At 74.9% G+C, this 16,398-nt stretch carries 16 protein-coding genes and 1 tRNA gene; 7 read left to right on the forward strand and 10 right to left on the reverse strand.

Features of this window, described 5'->3' with window-relative positions; translation table 11 throughout:
- Positions 1-199 precede the first annotated feature (199 nt).
- The 4 genes from IFT72_RS08980 to galU form a co-directional block, all read right to left on the reverse strand.
- Positions 200-272, reverse strand: a tRNA-Ala gene (locus tag IFT72_RS08980).
- Between the two features lie 66 nt (positions 273-338).
- Positions 339-1,406 carry a hypothetical protein gene (locus tag IFT72_RS08985; RefSeq protein ID WP_192046191.1) on the reverse strand — a complete coding sequence of 356 codons (1,068 nt, stop codon included), beginning with the start codon at positions 1,404-1,406 and terminating at the stop codon, positions 339-341.
- 88 nt (positions 1,407-1,494) lie between these two features.
- Positions 1,495-2,142 carry a GNAT family N-acetyltransferase gene (locus IFT72_RS08990; protein WP_056056821.1) on the reverse strand — a complete coding sequence of 216 codons (648 nt, stop codon included), beginning with the start codon at positions 2,140-2,142 and terminating at the stop codon, positions 1,495-1,497.
- 13 nt (positions 2,143-2,155) lie between these two features.
- Complete coding sequence (gene galU, locus IFT72_RS08995) at positions 2,156-3,052, reverse strand: UTP--glucose-1-phosphate uridylyltransferase GalU (RefSeq protein WP_056056823.1); 897 nt, start codon at positions 3,050-3,052, stop codon at positions 2,156-2,158.
- A 65-nt stretch (positions 3,053-3,117) separates the two neighbouring features.
- On the opposite strand from galU, the gene IFT72_RS09000 reads away from it, so the two are divergent.
- The 3 genes from IFT72_RS09000 (at position 3,118) to mscL (ending at position 4,722) form a co-directional block, all read left to right on the forward strand.
- On the forward strand, positions 3,118-3,696 hold the full coding sequence (locus tag IFT72_RS09000; RefSeq protein WP_056056825.1) for a 5-formyltetrahydrofolate cyclo-ligase: 579 nt from the start codon (positions 3,118-3,120) through the stop codon (positions 3,694-3,696).
- Between the two features lie 70 nt (positions 3,697-3,766).
- Entirely contained in the window at positions 3,767-4,150 is a 384-nt protein-coding gene (locus tag IFT72_RS09005) for an FmdB family zinc ribbon protein (RefSeq protein WP_192046192.1), read from the forward strand.
- A gap of 65 nt (positions 4,151-4,215) precedes the next feature.
- Entirely contained in the window at positions 4,216-4,722 is a 507-nt protein-coding gene (gene mscL, locus IFT72_RS09010) for a large conductance mechanosensitive channel protein MscL (protein ID WP_192046193.1), read from the forward strand.
- A 93-nt stretch (positions 4,723-4,815) separates the two neighbouring features.
- Here mscL and IFT72_RS09015 read toward each other — a convergent pair whose 3' ends face one another.
- Positions 4,816-5,046 (reverse strand): hypothetical protein, encoded by a 231-nt coding sequence (locus IFT72_RS09015; protein ID WP_056056832.1) that lies wholly within the window; start codon positions 5,044-5,046, stop codon positions 4,816-4,818.
- Between the two features lie 5 nt (positions 5,047-5,051).
- The gene (locus IFT72_RS09020; protein ID WP_370543619.1) at positions 5,052-8,816 is read right to left on the reverse strand and encodes an AAA family ATPase; all 3,765 of its coding nucleotides are present in this window, start codon (positions 8,814-8,816) and stop codon (positions 5,052-5,054) included.
- A gap of 327 nt (positions 8,817-9,143) precedes the next feature.
- Here IFT72_RS09020 and IFT72_RS09025 point away from each other — a divergent pair, with 327 nt between their 5' ends.
- Positions 9,144-9,539: a hypothetical protein gene (locus IFT72_RS09025; protein ID WP_056056834.1), complete on the forward strand. Its 396-nt coding sequence runs from the start codon at positions 9,144-9,146 to the stop codon at positions 9,537-9,539.
- Between the two features lie 203 nt (positions 9,540-9,742).
- On the opposite strand, the gene IFT72_RS09030 is transcribed toward IFT72_RS09025, so the two are convergent.
- Positions 9,743-10,630, reverse strand: a complete 888-nt coding sequence (locus IFT72_RS09030; protein ID WP_192046194.1) for a sulfurtransferase — start codon at positions 10,628-10,630, stop codon at positions 9,743-9,745.
- A 39-nt stretch (positions 10,631-10,669) separates the two neighbouring features.
- Here IFT72_RS09030 and IFT72_RS09035 point away from each other — a divergent pair, with 39 nt between their 5' ends.
- Together IFT72_RS09035 and IFT72_RS09040 are read left to right on the forward strand one after the other, a co-directional pair.
- Positions 10,670-11,356: a DUF4166 domain-containing protein gene (locus IFT72_RS09035; RefSeq protein WP_371741226.1), complete on the forward strand. Its 687-nt coding sequence runs from the start codon at positions 10,670-10,672 to the stop codon at positions 11,354-11,356.
- Entirely contained in the window at positions 11,353-12,333 is a 981-nt protein-coding gene (locus IFT72_RS09040) for an epimerase (RefSeq protein WP_192046195.1), read from the forward strand. The genes IFT72_RS09035 and IFT72_RS09040 overlap by 4 nt, the downstream gene beginning before the upstream one ends.
- Positions 12,334-12,410: 77 nt before the next feature.
- Here the strand turns inward: IFT72_RS09040 and IFT72_RS09045 are convergent, their stop codons facing one another.
- A complete protein-coding gene (locus IFT72_RS09045) occupies positions 12,411-12,656 on the reverse strand; it encodes a glutaredoxin domain-containing protein (RefSeq protein ID WP_056056842.1) in 246 nt (81 codons plus the stop codon).
- Positions 12,657-12,749: 93 nt separating this feature from the next.
- Here IFT72_RS09045 and IFT72_RS09050 point away from each other — a divergent pair, with 93 nt between their 5' ends.
- A complete protein-coding gene (locus IFT72_RS09050; RefSeq protein ID WP_192046196.1) occupies positions 12,750-14,231 on the forward strand; it encodes an amidohydrolase family protein in 1,482 nt (493 codons plus the stop codon).
- Between the two features lie 337 nt (positions 14,232-14,568).
- Here the strand turns inward: IFT72_RS09050 and IFT72_RS09055 are convergent, their stop codons facing one another.
- Positions 14,569-15,531 carry a PDR/VanB family oxidoreductase gene (locus tag IFT72_RS09055; protein ID WP_082514562.1) on the reverse strand — a complete coding sequence of 321 codons (963 nt, stop codon included), beginning with the start codon at positions 15,529-15,531 and terminating at the stop codon, positions 14,569-14,571.
- Positions 15,528-16,160 carry a helix-turn-helix domain-containing protein gene (locus tag IFT72_RS16625; RefSeq protein WP_371741228.1) on the reverse strand — a complete coding sequence of 211 codons (633 nt, stop codon included), beginning with the start codon at positions 16,158-16,160 and terminating at the stop codon, positions 15,528-15,530. The genes IFT72_RS09055 and IFT72_RS16625 overlap by 4 nt, the downstream gene beginning before the upstream one ends.
- Positions 16,161-16,398: the final 238 nt, after the last annotated feature.

A 16,398-nucleotide genomic window follows, 5' to 3' on the forward strand; every position in this document is an offset into this window, starting at 1 on the left:
CCTCGCCGGGCAACACCGCGAAGCGCCCCGCCCCCTGCCCAGCACGTCCCCACCCGCCAGGAAGGCCGCACAGCGGCCCCGCCACCCGTCCACCACGTAGTGCACCCGCCAGGAAGGCCGCGAAGCGGCCCTTCAGTTGTTCTGACAAGAGGAACGGAATGCAGAAAGGCCCGCCAGAGGCGGGCCTTTCTGCATTCCGTGGAGCTAAGGGGATTCGAACCCCTGACCTTCTCATTGCGAACGAGACGCGCTACCAACTGCGCCATAGCCCCGGAAACTGCTCTGCAACGATAGCACCACCGTGGCGTGGTCCGTGAATCGGGCGGAGCGGCGGCGCGTCAGACGGCGCGGCGGCGCTGCAGGGCCTCGTCGACGCGGAAGGTCGACTCGCCGAGGTCGTCGATGATGCCCATGCGGGCGAAGCGGCTCGGGGCCGTCGGGGTCGGTGCGGGTGAGGGGGCGGCGGCCTCCGCGGCTCGGGCGTCGGCGACGGCGCGGCGGGCGCGCTCGGCGCGGGCGGCGGCGGCCGAGCCTGTGTCGGTCGCGCGTGCGGCGCTGAGGGCGCCCTCGGCCCGGGCTGCCTCGCGGAGGGCGTCGTGCTGGGCGCGCTGGGCGTCGCGCAGGGCCCGGACGGACCGCTCCGACTCGGAGCGCAGCTCCGCGGCCGGGCTGGCGGCGGCGGGCGCGGCCGGGGCAGCGGCGGGCCGCTGGCGCCCCCGGCGCAGGTACAGCGGCGCCGGCACGGCCACGGGCGTCCACGACCGCGAGGCGGGCGCGGCGTCCTCCGCGGGCGCCGACGTGAATCCGTCGGAGAAGTCGCGCAGCGGCTGCGCCTCGCCGGCGGGCGTCACCACCCGCTGACGACGGGCCCGTGCGCGCGAGACGGCGGCGAGCTGCGAGAGCACGGCGACCGAGCCGGCCCCGAAGACGAGGCCCGCGACGGCGAGCAGCCAGGCGCTCGCGAACGAGGCGACGCCCACGACGACGGCCAGGCCCGACGCCACGAGCACGAGGGTCGAGACGAGCCGTGAGCGGCGCAGGCGGCGCGCGGCGAGGGCGGGGTCGTGGTCGGCGGCCCGGAGCACCGGGGCGGCCGCGGCGAGCTCGCGGGTCAGCGCGCGCTGGCGGGCGGCCTCGTGGGCGCGGCGCAGCGCCTCCCGCTTGCCCTCCTCCTGTCGGAGGATGCGCTGCGCGTCGGCGACGGACCGGGCGTTCGCCTCGATGCGCACCTCCTCGGGCAGCTCGGCCGTCTGGGCGAGGATCCGCAGGGTCTGCTGGAGGCGCACGGCGTTGCGCTCGGTGGCGAGGTACTCCTGGCGCCGGTGCCAGGTGGGCACGAGGTAGACGAGCCAGAGCACGGCGACGAGCGCCAGCACGACGCCACCGCCCCACGACTCGAGTCCCATGGTCACGAGGGTATGAGCGACGACGCGCCGCGGGGGCGCACCGCGCAGGTGTGTCGGTGCGGATCTGCCCCGAGGAGTCGCGGGTCGGCTACCAGGGCAGGCTGCGGGCGGACTCGGCCAGCGCCTCCGGCGGGACGCTGCCCTGCCCGGGCGGCACGAGCCCCTCCCGCCATCGGCGGAGGACGCCGCCGGGCACCTCGTCGGCCACGAGCGCGAAGCAGAAGTGGTCGCGCCACATGCCGTTGATGTGGATGTACCGCCGGCGGAGCCCCTCGTAGCGGAAGCCGAGCTTCTCGACGACGCGGAGGCTCGGGCCGTTCTCGGGGCGGATGCAGATCTCCATCCGGTGCAGCCCGAGGCTGCCGAAGCAGTGGTCGGTGGCCAGGGCGACGGCGGTCGGCGTCACGCCGTGGCCGGCGGCGGACTGGGTCACCCAGTAGCCGATGGTGGCCGAGCCGAGCGACCCGTAGGCGATGCCGCTGACGTTGAGCTGCCCGACGAAGCGCCCGTCGAGCTCGATCGCGAAGGGCAGGCCGAGGCCCGCCCGGGCGTTGATCTGCAGGGAGCGGATGCTGCCCCGCACGTCGTGGCTGGTGAAGCCCGACGGGTTCGTGGCCTCCCACTGGCGGAGCCAGGAGCGGTTCTCCGAGAGCGCCGCGTCGAGGTCACGGGTGTCACGCAGACGGAGGGGCCGGATGGTGGTCCGCCCCTCCGTCAGCGTGGGGATGGTCGTCACGCGATGGGTCTCTTTACTTCTCGAGACCCGCGGTGAACTCCTGGAGCCACGGGCGGAGCTCGCCGCCGATGTCGTCGCGGTCGGAGGCGAGCTGGACGATCGCCTTGATGTAGTCGAGCTTGTCGCCGGTGTCGTAGCGGCGGCCGCGGAAGACGACGCCGTAGACGCCGCCCGTCCACTCCTCGGCGCTGGCCATCTTCATCAGCGCGTCGGTCAGCTGGATCTCGCCGCCCTTGCCCGGCTCCTGCTTCTCGAGCACGTCGAACACCTCGGGGCGGATGACGTAGCGGCCGATGATGGCCAGGTTGCTGGGCGCCTCGCCCTGGGCGGGCTTCTCGACCAGGCCGGTGATCTTCACGACGTCGTCCTCCGCGGTCTCCTCGACCGTGGCGATGCCGTAGAGGTGGGTCTGCGACGGGTCGACCTCGAGGAGGGCGACGACGGTCGCGTTCTTCGTGCCCTGGACCTCGATCATGCGGGTCAGCAGCGGGTCGCGGGCGTCGATGATGTCGTCGCCGAGCAGCACGGCGAAGGGCTCGCGCCCGACGTGCATCTTGGCGCGGAGCACGGCGTGCCCCAGGCCGAGCGGGTCGCCCTGGCGCACGTAGTGCATGTCGGCGAGGTCGGTGCTCTGGTTGACCTTGGCGAGCTTGTCGTGGTCGCCCTTCTTGCGCAGGGTCTCCTCCAGCTCGCTGACGTGGTCGAAGTGGTTCTCGAGCGCGTTCTTGTTGCGGCCGGTGATCATCAGCACGTCGGTCAGGCCGGCCGAGACGGCCTCCTCGACGACGTACTGGATCGCCGGCTTGTCGACGACGGGGAGCATCTCCTTAGGCATGGCTTTGGTGGCGGGCAGGAACCGAGTTCCGAGGCCCGCGGCGGGAATGACTGCTTTCGAGATCGTGAAGCCCATGCCGGTCAGCGTATAGGGCGCGGCCCTCTCGCGGGGGGCACATCTGCGACCGTACGATGGGGGACATGACGGACGAGGTCGGCGACGCCAAGCGAGCCCTGCGAGCCGAGCTGCGACAGCGCCGCCGGAACCGCACCAGCGCGGAGCGCGAGGAGGCCAGCGCGGCCCTCACCCGGCACCTCGTCGACCTCGCCACGGGCCTCTCCGCCCGCTCCGTCTCGGCCTACCTCTCGGCGCCCGACGAGCCCGACACCCGCCCCTTCCTCAACTGGGCGTTCGCGCACGACGTCCGCGTGCTGTTCCCCGTCTCCCGCCCCGACGGCCTGCTCGACTGGGCCGTGGGCGACGGCGAGTCCGAGACCACCGGCCTCTTCGGCCTGCCCGAGCCGGTCGGCGAGGTGCTCAGCCCGATGGCGATCAACGACGTCGACCTGATCGTCGTGCCCGCCGCCTGCATCGACCGCGAGGGCATGCGCATGGGCTGGGGCCGCGGCTACTTCGACAAGACCCTCGGATCGATGGAGAAGCGCCCCCCGGTCTATGCTGTGGTGTTCGACTCCGAGTACGTCGAGTCGGTGCCGCGCGAGCGGCACGACCAGGCCGTCGACGGCGTCGTCACCCCCTCCGGCATCCACGAGTTCTGACCCGCGCCTCCCCGCGCCGGGCCGGGCCCGGGTGCCCGCCGCCCCGTCTCCGTCGCACCGTGAGGAATCCGTGCCCACCTACTCGTACCGCTGCACCGAGTGCGGCAACGCCTTCGACGTCGTCCAGTCGTTCACCGACGACAGCCTCACCGTGTGCCCCGTCTGCTCCGGCGTGCTCCGCAAGGTGTTCAGCCCGGTCGGCGTGACCTTCAACGGCTCGGGCTTCTACCGCACCGACTCGCGCAGCTCGGGCGCGAAGGGCGGCAGCGGCAGCTCGTCCGGCTCCGCCGAGAAGACCAGCTCGACCTCGTCCTCCGACAAGGGCGGCTCGTCGTCGTCCGACAAGGGCGGGTCGTCGTCGTCCGGCTCCGGAGGCGCGTCGTCGTCGAGCGGGCCGGGCACGTCGTCGAGCGGGTCGTCGGGCTCCTCCGGGGGCTCGACCACTGCCTCCTGACCCGGGCCCGTGGTTAGGTGGTCCCCCGGGACGACCGTTCCGACCACCGACCGAAGGAGCATCCCGTGAAGGGATTCAAGGAGTTCATCCTCCGCGGCAACGTCATCGACCTCGCGGTCGCGGTCGTCATCGGCGCCGCGTTCACCGCCATCGTGACCTCGCTGGTCACGAACGTCTTCAACCCCCTGATCGGTGCGGCGTTCAACGCGTCCATGCTCGACGACGCCCTCGTCGTCTCGATCCCGACCGTCTCCGGCGACACCGCCGAGCTCCGGTTCGGCGCGGTCATCGGGGCACTGATCAACTTCGTCGTGATCGCCGCCGTCGTGTACTTCGTGCTCGTGCTGCCGGTCAACAACCTGCTCAAGCGGACCTTCGCGAAGCAGCAGGCCTCCGAGCCGGCCCCGGTCGACGTGCCGCCGACCGACGTCGAGCTGCTCAGCGAGATCCGCGACCTCCTGCGCCAGACCGTGACGCCCGCGGGCGCCGGCGCGTCGCACGGCAGCCACGCGGCCCCGACCGGCTCCGTCCCGGTCGTCGGCGAGGGCAACGGGCCGCTCGGCAGCCGCTGACGCCCCTCCTCCCCCGGCGACACGACGCCCCCGACCAGACCGGTCGGGGGCGTCGTCGCGCGCGGGCGTCACGGGGCCGTCAGCAGCCGCGCCTCAGCCCCAGTGCGGCGGCACGTCGTCGCGGAGCTGGCGGTCGTTCTCGCCCGAGGAGCGGTCCGGAGGCGCGGGGGCGGGGGTCGGATCGCTCCCGGGCACGGGGTCGGTGGTGACCCGGCGCCCGCCCCGACGCCGCACCACGAGCGGTGCCCCCGCGACCGCCTCGAGGGCGGGGCCGGCCTCGTCGGCCGGCACCGCGCCTCCGGCGGGGGCCTCGCGGTCGCTCACGGCGCTCAGCCGCGGTTGACGTGCTGGCGTGCGGGCACGCTCGGCACTTCCTGCGTGCGGGCGGAGTCGATGCCGAGCACCTCGGCCACGCGCTGCGCCACCGAGTCGGGGTCGGTGAAGAGCTGGAACGCGTGCACCCGCACGTAGTGCCAGCCGAGGCGGCGGAGCGTCTCGGGGCGGGCCCGCAGCGACTCGCGGAGGCTGGTGCGCGACAGGGTGGTGTCGGTCTCGATCGTCACGCAGACGCCGTCGTGCGCGGCGACGAGGCCGAGCTTGCCGCGGTGGCCGAGGGCGACGGGGATGCCGCGCGCCTCGAGGCGGCGGGCGAGGTCGACGAGCATCGGGTCGGAGTCGTCGGGCACGTGCTCGGCGGCGGTGCGCGCCTGCACCTCGGTGAGGATCTCGGAGAGCGCGATCGTGCCGTGGCCCATCCGGCCGCCGTCGATGTCGGCGGGCTGGAAGCAGGTCACGATGACCATCGAGCGTCGGGCACGGGTCATCGCGACGGCGAGCAGACGCTCGCCGCCGGGCTGGCCGAGCGGCCCGAAGTCGCTGAGGACGCGGCCGTGCGGGGTGCGGCCGTAGCCGATCGAGAAGACGACGTGGTCGCGGCTCTGCGCGACGGCCTGCTCGAGCGTCGCCACCATGAACGGCTCGCTCCGGTCGCCGACGACGAACTCCGTCAGGTCCTTGTGGCCCGACACGGCAGTGAGCACGGCCTGCTGCACGCGCACGGCGTGCTTCGCGCTGGCCGTGATGACCATCAGCGACTCGGAGGGGCGCGTGCGCGCGTGCTCGAGCACGAGCGACACGACGCGGTCGACCTCGGCGTCGACGCTCTCGACCGCGCCCGACTCGGGGTCGGGCACCGCGGTGCCGCCCGAGACGTAGTCGAGCGCGATGCTGCCGTGCCCGAGGAAGCTGCCGGCCCACGGTAGCGACTCGATGCGGCCGCCGTAGAACCGGCGGTTGACGAGCTCGGCGAGGTCTTCTCCGCCGGCCCGGTAGCTGCGGGTCAGCGACAGCGTCGGCAGCAGGGTCGACAGCCGCGCGAGGGCGCTGTCGGCGTGCAGGGCGTCGAGCTCGGAGTCGTCGTGGCGGGGCGGCTGCTTGCCCGGGGTCACGGCGACGTCGAACTCGGAGGGGGTCTGCGTGACCGGGTCGCCGAAGGCGACGGTCTGCTTGCCGCGGCGGATCGCGCCGACGTTCTCGGCGATGGTCGTGGCGCCCGCGTCGACCAGCACGACGGTGTCGAAGGGCACCGTGTCGGCGATCGTGTGCACCTCGTAGGGCGAGGCGAGCCACACCGGCGCGACGGCGCGCGACAGGTGCGGCGCCGCGTCGTGCAGCAGGCGCGCGGTGACGTGCCGCTGGCGCAGCAGCATCTTCAGCGCCGAGGCCTCCTCGGGCCAGTCGACGAGGCCGATCTTCCAGTTCTCGGCGAGCTGCCACCCGAGCAGCTGGGCGCTGCCGGCGGCGTGCGCCTCGTCGACGAGGCGGAAGTCGGCCTCGAGGCGGTCGAGCATCGCCGTGTTCGCGCCGAGCAGGGCCCGGTCGGCCTCGAGCAGCGACTCGAGCGCCGAGCGCCACCACGCGAGCTCGAGCTCGGCGGCGACCTGCTGCTCGGGCACGTGGCGCTCGGCGAGGTCGGTGATGAGCGGCGTGAGCTCGAGGTCGCGGAGCGTCGTCATCAGCTCGGTGCGCTCCTGCAGGTTCTGCAGCACGTCGCTCTCGGCGGCCAGGGCCTCGAGGCGCTGACGCAGCTCGACGACGCCGATCTGGGTCAGGCCCTCGTCGCCGGCGAGGCCGAGCGGACCGTCGAGGCGCTCGAGGTCGTGCGAGACCTGCTGGTGCAGCACGTGCGCGTCGGCGATGCCGGTCGGCACCTCGGGCGGCGTGCCCGCGGCGACGTAGCGCTGCCACATGATGCGCTGCTGCTGGATGCGCTGCAGGGCGCTGTGCAGGTCGGCGATGTGCACGCCGGGCCGCACGTACTCCTTCGCGAGCTTCTTGAGGCGGCGGCGGTTGGCGCTCGACATGTCGGGCGCGTCGCGCTTCGGCGCCGTCGCCGCGACGAGCTCCGCCACCGAGCGGTCGAAGACCACGGGCAGGAACTTGTCGAGGGTGTCGCGGATCTCCGTGAGGAGGCGCAGGTAGACGCCCAGCTCCGCGACCGACTCGTAGGGGCGCATCCGCGTGCTGCCGATGACCTCGTCGGCGCGCTCGAGCAGCCGGGGCAGGTCGCGGTGGTGCAGCGACTTCGCCAGCTGGTGCGCGTCGCCGGCCCCGAAGGAGTCGGTGAACCGGGAGCCGTACCAGGGCGAGTCGCCGGGGCCGTAGCGGAACTCGCCGAGGTTGGCGGCGTTGACCATGGTCTCGGCGACCCGGCGACGGCCCTCGACCATCGCCTCGACGCTGCGGCGGCTGAGGCGGGCGGTCGTGGCCGGGGCGGCGGGCAGGAGGGCGAGGCGGCTGAGCTCGGTGAGGCAGTCGAGCACCGAGACGCGGAGCTCGGGGTCGCGGCGGCTCAGCGCGCCGCGGTAGTCGACCAGGACCTTCCGCAGGCGCACGAGGGCGTCGTCGACCTCGCCCATCTGCGGGTGGGTGGCCTTCTCGTCGCGGGCGATGGCGCGGATGACGTCGCGGCGCAGGGTCGTCGGCGCGACCGCGACGCCCGGCAGCCCGATGTCGGCGAGGCGGGCGGTGATGCCGCGGAGCGTCGCCCGGCGGGGGCTGACGACCAGCACGCGCTTGTTCTGCGAGACGAGCCGGCCGACGGCGTTGACGATGGTCTGGGTGCCGCCGGTGCCGGGCAGCGTCTTGACGACGACCGAGTTGCCGGCCGCGATCTGCGCGACGACGTTCTCCTGCTCGGGGTCGGCGTCGAGCAGCAGGGTGTCGGTCTCGGGGCTGCGCTCGTCCTGCGGCGTCGCGGTCGTCGGGCGGTACGCCTCCTCGACCTGGCGGAGCGCCATCGGGTTGCCGGCGAGGGCGTCGAGCACCGGGTGGTCGAGCTGGCGCGCGTCGAGGGCCATCTCGGTCGAGACCTCGGCGAAGGTCGAGACCACGAGCCGGGGCTGGACGGTGAACCAGTCGAGGTGAGCGGTGAGGCCGCGGAGGCGGTCGATCACGGGGTTCGGCGTGAACGACCCGTCGCGGCCGGCCAGCGCCACGAAGGCGTCGGCGTCGAGCGAGATGTCGAACTGGTCGTGCAGGGCGTCGGCGAGCGCGGGGTTCAGCACGGGCTCGCCGAGCAGGCGGACCTCGAAGTCACGGCCGTGACGGCGGATCGCCAGCGGGCGGAGCAGGACGGGGGCCCGGAAGTCCTCGCCGGCGAACGACCAGGCGGCCATGCCGATGGCGAGGTGGACGGCGTCGATGCCGCGGACCGTCGCGAGCTCGAGCCCCTTCGCCGCGATCTCGCCCGCGGCGACGCGCGCCGTGCGCAGGGCGAGGTCGTCGCGGATGAGGCTCGAGAGCAGGGTGGTCTTGCCGGTGATGAACTGCGCGAGGCCGCCGGGGTGCGTCGTGCTGAGCTCGATGCGCGCCCGCTGCTCGTCGCCGAAGTGCAGGAGGGTCGACGATCCGCCGACGCTCGAGAGCGTCCGCCGCCAGCCCTCGCGGATCGGCTCCGCGGCGTTGCCGACCTCGAGGCCCGGCCTGCCGAGGCTCAGGGCGCCGGGGGCCACGACCCCGGGCGCACTCGTCGGGGCGACGACAGGACTGGTCCCGTCGTCGCCGTCGTCATGCTGTCTGTCGGGTCGCCACACACGGCCACCTTAAGCTGCTTTGCCCGACATGTCGGGGAGGACGGGCGGACGGTCAGGCACCCCGACCCCCGTCGAGGGCACGGCGAGCGACACCCGTCCGGCAGCTCGACGACATTGCGCAGCACGCTCGTCGTGCTGCGCGACACCCGCAGTACATGACGATGCTTCGCGCATCATGCTCGACAACATGCGTTCGCGGTACATCCCGCACCGCCCTGTGGACAACTCGGTGACGATCTACATGGATGCAGTACCGTCTACACATCACCGGCTCCCGCGCACGGTGACGAAGACACCATCATCACGACATCGCACACTGGAGCCCCCATGCCCTTCGAGCAGAAGTACACCGACGAGACCCGCGAGAAGTCGCTCGCCCGAGTGCTGGAGCGGCGAGAGGCCGAGCCGGGCAACCGCTCGATCATCCGCGAGACGGCCGAGGAGTTCGAGGTCGGCGAGCAGTCGCTGCGCGGCTGGATCCGGGCCCACGAGAAGGCCAACGCCCCGGCGCCCGTCGAGCCCGAGGTCGCGGCGGAGGCCGCCGAGGCCGACGAGAGCCTCGAGGAGGCCGCCGCCGTCGCCGCGCCCCGCCGGGGCCGCCCCCCGGGCTCGGGCAGCGCCGCGACGAGCGACCGCATCAGCGAGCTCGAGGCCGAGGTCGCGCAGCTGCGCGCCGACCGCGAGGCCCTGAAGCGCGCCATCGCCGTCATCGTCGCCGACTAGCAGCGGGTCAGCCGGCACAGCAGGTCAGCCGGCACAGCAGGTCAGCCGGCACAGCAGGTCAGCGCGGCCGCCGGGCCTCCGAGGGGGGAGGAGGCTCACCGGCGGCCGCGCTGATGGATCCAGTGTGACAGCTGAAATGTCGCATGTCAAACGGCGCGACGCGCCTCGATGTCAGCGCCCTCGGTCGTCAGGGGCGTCGGTCGTCATAGGCGTCGGTCGTCAGGGACGTCGCTCGGGTCGCCGACCGCCACGGGCCGCGCCGGGTCGGACGACCAGGCGCTCCACGACCCCGGCCAGAGCGCCGGGCGGGCCCCCGCCAGGGTGAGCGCCAGGGCCGCGTGCGCCGCGGTCACGCCCGAGCCGCAGTACACGGCCACGTCGCCCTCGAGGTCGACGCCCGCCTCCCGGTAGCGCTCCGCGAGGGCCGCCGGCTCGAGGAACGTCCCGTCGGGCCCGAGGTTGCCGGCCGTCGGCACGCTCAGCGCGCCGGGCACGTGGCCCGCCCGCGGGTCGACCGGCTCGACGTCGCCGCGGAAGCGCTCGGCGGCGCGGCTGTCGACGAGCGCGCCGTGCTCCGGCCACTCCCCGGCCTCCTCCGTGTCGACGACGCCGAGGCCGTCGCGCCCCGCCCCGATCGGCTCGAGCACCACGTCGCCGGGCACGGGCGTCACCTCGCCCTGCTCCACGGGCAGGCCCGCGGTGCGCCAGGCCGCCAGCCCGCCGTCGAGCAGGCGCACGTCGGCCACCCCCGAGACGCGCAGCAGCCACCAGGCCCGCGCCGCGGAGAGCCCGCCCAGGTCGTCGTAGACGACGACGGCGTCGCCCCGGCCGAGCCCCCACCGTCGCGCCGACGCCTGCAGGTCGGCCGTGCCGGGCAGAGGGTGCCGCCCGTCGATGGCGGCCCCGTGGCCCGCGAGCTCCGAGTCGAGGTCGACGTAGACCGCCCCCGGCAGGTGCCCGGCGCGGTGGTCGTCGCGGCCGTCGGGGCGGTCGAGCCGCCACCGGACGTCGAGGAGTCGCGGGGCACGCGGGCCCCGGAGCTCGCGCTCCAGCTCGGCCGCGGTCACGAGGGGGTGCACGGTGGTCTCCATGCGCCGAGGCTACCCACGCCGTGCCCCTAGGCTCGGCACGTGTCCGTCGCCCCGACCACCCCGCCCCCGTCGCCGTGGGAGTCCGTGGCCGGTGACCTGCTCGACGGGCTGCACCCGCGACTCCGCCCGTACTTCGCGGCGATCCCGGCCGGCTCGGTCGGCGTCGGCCACGGCGTCCTCGACCGCGTGGGCACCCCGCGGCGCTGGCTCTGGCCGGCGCTCGCCGTGCTCGGCCGGCAGGGCGTGCTCTTCCCCGTCTGGCAGCACGACGTGCCCTTCGGCGTCGTGAACACCCCCGGCGTCGACCCCGCCGGCGACGTCGTGGTGGGCGCGGTGCGCACGTTCGCGTTCTCGGACGACCCCGACTCGCACCGGAGCATGGTCGACGCGATCACCGCGGGGCCGGGCGGCCTCGTCGACCATCTGGGCACGCGACGCCGCTGGTCGGCCGACCTCGCCGTGGCCGTCGTCGACGGCGGGCTCGTGCTCACGTCGGGGGCGCTCGCCCTGCGCGTCGGTCGCCGGCACCTCCCGCTGCCCCGGGCGGTCTCGCCGCGCGTGACGCTGCACGAGGCCTTCGACCCGGCGGCCGGGCGCCAGCGCGTCTCACTGACGCTCGACGCCCCGGTCGTCGGGCGGATCTACGAGTACTCCGGACACTTCGACTACCGGATCGAGCCCCGCGCCGCGGCGGCCGACCGCCACCCAGGGGGAACAACACCATGACCGAGCACGTCGTCCTCGCCGGGGCCTCCGGCTTCATCGGCCAGCACCTCGCCGCCGCGTACCGCGCGCGCGGCGCCCGCGTGAGCACCGTCGGGCGCTCCGGCTCCGACGCGAGCTGGGGCGACACCGCGGGCATCACGGCCCTGCTCGAGGGCGCCGACGTGCTCGTGAACCTGGCCGGCAAGAGCGTCGACTGCCGCTACGGGCCCGAGAACCGCGCCGAGATCCTCCGGTCGAGGGTCGAGACCACGCGGGAGCTGGCGGAGGCGGTGCTCGCGTGCACCGCGCCTCCCGCGGTCTGGTTCAACTCGTCGACCGCGACGATCTACCGCCACGCCGAGGACCGCCCGATGACCGAGTCGACCGGGCAGGTCGGCACCGGCTTCTCGGTCGACGTGGCGACGGCCTGGGAGCGCGAGTTCTTCGCGCCCGACCTGCCCGCGACGCGTCGGGTCGCGCTGCGGATGGCGATCGTGCTCGGCGACGGCAGTGCGCTGGTGCCGCTGATGGGGCTGGCCCGCGCCGGCCTCGGCGGGCCGCAGCTCGACGGCCCGTGGCCCGCGACGCGGGCGCGGCTCGCGGCCGGCACGCACCACCGCGAGGGCGCCGGCGGCGGGCGCCAGAAGTTCAGCTGGATCCACGTCGACGACGTGCTCGGCAGCATCGAGTGGCTGCGCGAGCACGAGGAGGTCGACGGGGTCGTGAACCTCTCGTCGCCGAACCCGACCGACAACCGCACGATGATGGGCATCGTCCGCCGCGCGGTGGGGATGCCCGTCGGCCTGCCGGCGACGCGGTGGATGCTCGAGCTCGGCACGGCCGTGCTGCGCACGGAGACGGAGCTCGTGCTGAAGAGCCGGTGGGTGCTGCCGGAGCGCCTGGTCGAGGGTGGCTACGAGTTCACCCACCCGCACCTCGACGAGGCGGTCAAGGGCGTCGTCGCCGACCGGCGGCAGCGGATCGGCGGCCGCGGGTAGCTCCGCCCGCGACCCGGGGGCCAGGGCGCCCGCCTCCTGCCTGCGGCTGCGCCTGGGCCCGCGCCTACTGCCTGCGCCTAGAGCTTCGCGGCGAGCTCGGGGTCGGTGGGCTCGACGAGGTGGCTGCCGTCGGGGAAGACCACGACCGGGATCTGCGTGCGACCGCTGATCGCGTACGCCCGGTCGGCGCCGTCCTCCACGGCCTCGACGTCGACGTAGTCGTACTCCACGCCCTCGCGGTCGAGCAGCGCCTTCGAGCGGCGGCAGTCGCGGCACCAGTCGGCGCCGAACATGAGGATGCGGTCGGGGGTCTGGTCGCTCATGCGGGCGAGCCTATCTGCGGAGCGTGGGGGCGACTCCCCCTGTTCGCACGGGGCGGAAACGCGCCCGACACACGGCGCTGCTAGGAATCTCGCATGCCCACGACGCCCCTGCCGACCTCCCTGCTGCCCGGCCGCCTCCTCGAGGTCCGCGGCGCCGTGCGCGTCGTCGTCGACGAGTCGACCGAGACCGCCGACAGCCTCTGGGTGCGGGACGGCGTCGTGGTGGCGCCCCCGGGCGAGGACGCGCTGCGCGGCGGGCACGACGTCCTCGACGCCGGCGGGTGCGTCGTCACGCCGGGGCTCGTCAACGCGCACCACCACCTGCTGCAGAGCGGCTTCCGCACGCTGCCCGGCACGCGCCACGTGCCGATGGCCGAGTGGCTGCCCGCGATGGCCGCGGCGTACGGCTCGGCCGTGATCGACCCGTCGCTCGTCGCGGCGACCACGGCCGTCGGGGTCGCCGAGGGGCTGCTCGCGGGCGTGACGACCGTCGCGGACCACCAGCTCAACTGGCCCGCCGCGCCCGGCCTCGGCGGGGGCGCCCCCGGCAGGGCCGCCCTCAGCGGGGCCACGGCCGACGCCGCCGTGGCCGACACCGTCGCGATCGCCCGGAGCATCGCGGAGACGGCCCGGGGGCTCGGCGGGCGCCTCGTCTTCGTGAGGGGCTCGGCGCGCGACGACCCGCAGCGCGCCGCGGCGTCGGCCGAGGCGATCGTGCAGGGGCTGCTCGGGGCGGAGGGGCCGGTGCCGCGGGGCGGGGTGAGCGCCGACGGGATGCTCCAGCTCGCCGTCGGGCCGGCCGGCGTGCACAGCGACGGGCGCGAGACCTTCGAGCTGCTGGCCGAGGTCGCGGCCCGCCACGGGCTGAGGAGGCGCACGCAGGCGAACGAGCAGGTCGACGTCGCGATCGCCCTCGAGCGCTGGGGGCGTCGCCCGCTCGACCTGCTCGACGAGTGGGGCTGGCTCGCCGACGACGTCACGATCGCCCACCTCTGCGCGGTCGACGCGGGCGAGGTGGTGCGGCTGGCGGCGGCCGGGGTCACCGCGACGCACGCCCCGGGGTGCGACCTGCCGATGGGCTGGGGCGTGGCGCCGGTCGCGGCGCTGCGCGCGGCGGGGGTGGTCGTCGGGCTCGGCACGAGCGGCGGCGGGAGCAACGACGCGGGGCACCTGCTGGCGGACGCGCGGCTCGCGATGCAGGTCGCGCCGCTGGCGCCGCGGCCGGCGGGCGCCGGGGGCGCGGCGGGCGCTGCGGGCGCTGCCTCGTCGCCGACGCTGACGCTGACGGCCCGGGACGCGCTCGGGCTCGCCACCTCCGGCTCGGCCGCCGGGCTGGGCCGCCCCGAGCTCGGCCACCTCCGGCCCGGTGCCGCCGCCGACCTCTGCCTCTGGGACGTCTCGGGGGTCGCGGACGCCGGGGTCGCCGACCCGGTCGCGGGGCTGCTCTGGGCGAGCCCGGGGCGGCGTCCGCGCCACGTGCTCGTGGCGGGCCGCCCTGTGGTGCGTGACGGGCGCCTCCTCGGGGCCGACGAGCGCGAGCTGGTCGCGGCCCTCCGCGAGCGCGTCGGCCGCTAGCCGGCCACCGGCCGCCCTGACCGCTGGCCCCTGGCCCCTGGCCCCTGGCCCCTGGCCCCTGGCCCCTGGCCACCCTGACTGCAGAACCCGACCTGCGCCCGTCCGACGCGACTCCCCCACCCGCAATTGCCGACCGAGGCGCCTCTGGCGCATGGAATACCCGCCACCAGAGCCTCTCTGGGGCCCGATCGGTCGGCATCTGCAGGAGCTGAGCCACGCGTGCCGGACGCCTGGTCGGCATTTGCGGGCGCGAGGGGAGGCGCGGGTCGAGTCGGGACGGGAGGCGCGGGGCGGGAGGCGCGAGGCAAGCCGGGGCGGGAGGCGGGGCGCGCGGGCGCTACAGGTCGAGGACCAGCCGGGGGCAGGCGGCCCGCGAGACGCAGGGGAACATGCGGTCGCCGGCGGCCTGCTCGTCGGGCGTCAGGATCGAGTCGCGGTGGTCCACCTCGCCCTCGAGCACGGGCGTCTCGCAGGTGCCGCAGGTGCCCTCGCGGCAGCTCGACAGCACCAGCACGCCGGCCTCCTCGACGACGTCGAGCACCGAGCGGTCGGGCGGCACCGTGACCGTCAGGCCCGAGGCGGCGAGCTCGACCTCGAACGACTCGTGCCGCACCGGCTCGCCGACCTCCTTCGGCTCGAAGCGCTCGACGACGACCTGCCGCCCGGCACCGGCCGCCTCGACGGCCGAGACCAGCCGCTCGGGCCCGCAGCAGTAGGTCGTCGTGAACGCGGCCATCCCGGCGAACAGGGCGTCGACGTCGAGCCGGTCGCCCTCGTCGGCGGCGTGCACGTGCAGCCGGTCGCCGTGCAGCTCGGCCAGCTCGTCGAGCAGGGCGAGGGAGGCGCGGCTGCGGCCGGCGTAGTGGATCACGTACTCGACGCCCGCACGCGCCGCCGCGCGCGCCATCGCCGAGATCGGCGTGACGCCGATGCCGCCCGCGACGAACACGTACGAGGTGCCGCGACGGGGCTCGAACTCGAAGTGGTTGCGGGGCCCGGCCAGCCGCACCGCGTCGCCGACGGCCAGGGAGTCGTGCAGCCAGGCCGAGCCTCCTCGTCCGTCCGTCTCGCGCAGCACGCCGACCCGCCAGGTGGGCGCGTCGGGGTCGCCGCAGAGCGAGTACTGCCGCACCTCGCCGCCGGGCAGGGCCACGTCGACGTGGGCCCCGGGCTGCCAGCGCGGCAGGGGGCGGCCGTCGGGCGCGGCGAACTCGAAGAGCTCGACCCGGTCGGCGGAGCGGGTGCGGGCCGTCACGACGACGTCGAGGGCGGTGTCGGGCAGTCGGGTGGGGGCGGTCACAGGGTCTCCGGTCTCTGCTTGACGACGAACAGGCGGTAGCCGTCGTCGTCGACGGCGGCCCAGCGGTGGGCGGTGCCCCCGACGTAGTAGAGGGAGTCGCCGGGGCCGAGCACGTGCACGCCCTCGTCGCCGAGCTCCACGCGCAGGCGACCGGCGAGCACGTGGACGAACTCGTCCTCCGCGTGCTCGAAGAAGTCGCCCGGGTCGCGGTTGTAGCCGGTCATCTCCATCGGGTGGAAGGCACGGTCGCCGTGCGTCAGCAGCCGCGCCGAGGCCTGGCCGTAGCGCCCGGTCGAGCCCTCGGCCGCGGCGACGTGCACGACGCCGGGCTGGTCGCCGGGGCGGTCGTCGTCGGCCGCGGCGAGGATCTCGACCTGGCTCGTGCCGAGCGCCCGCGCGATGCGCTCGAGCGAGACCAGGCTCGGCCGGGCGAGCCCGCGCTCGAGCTGGCTGAGGAAGGGGTGCGACAGCTCGGCCTCGCCGGCGAGCTGCACGAGGGTGAGGCCCCGGGCCCGGCGCAGCCGCCGGATGCGCGAGCCCACGGCGAGCGCCTGCGGGTCGACGGGCGCGGCGGCGGGCGCGGCGGGCACCGCGGCGGGTGCGGCGGGCGCGGCGGGCGCGGCGGTCACCGCGGCGGGCCCCGGGGCCGATGCCGGCGCCGGGGTCGCTGCCGACTCGGCGGCGGGGGCCACGGTGTCGAGGTCGTCGAGGGACGTGACGGGAGCCTCCTGGATCGGGTGGACAGACGAGGTCTACCACGGCGGTCGGACGGCCCGGCCCGCAATTAACACGGCGAAACGGCCGCGTCACGTGCCCGAAACGAGCCGTCCTTAGATTGAACCATGTTGATGCGATCAACATTCTGCA

The sequence above is a fragment of the Frigoribacterium sp. CFBP 8754 genome (genome assembly GCF_014841815.1).
GTDB lineage: Bacteria > Actinomycetota > Actinomycetes > Actinomycetales > Microbacteriaceae > Frigoribacterium > Frigoribacterium endophyticum.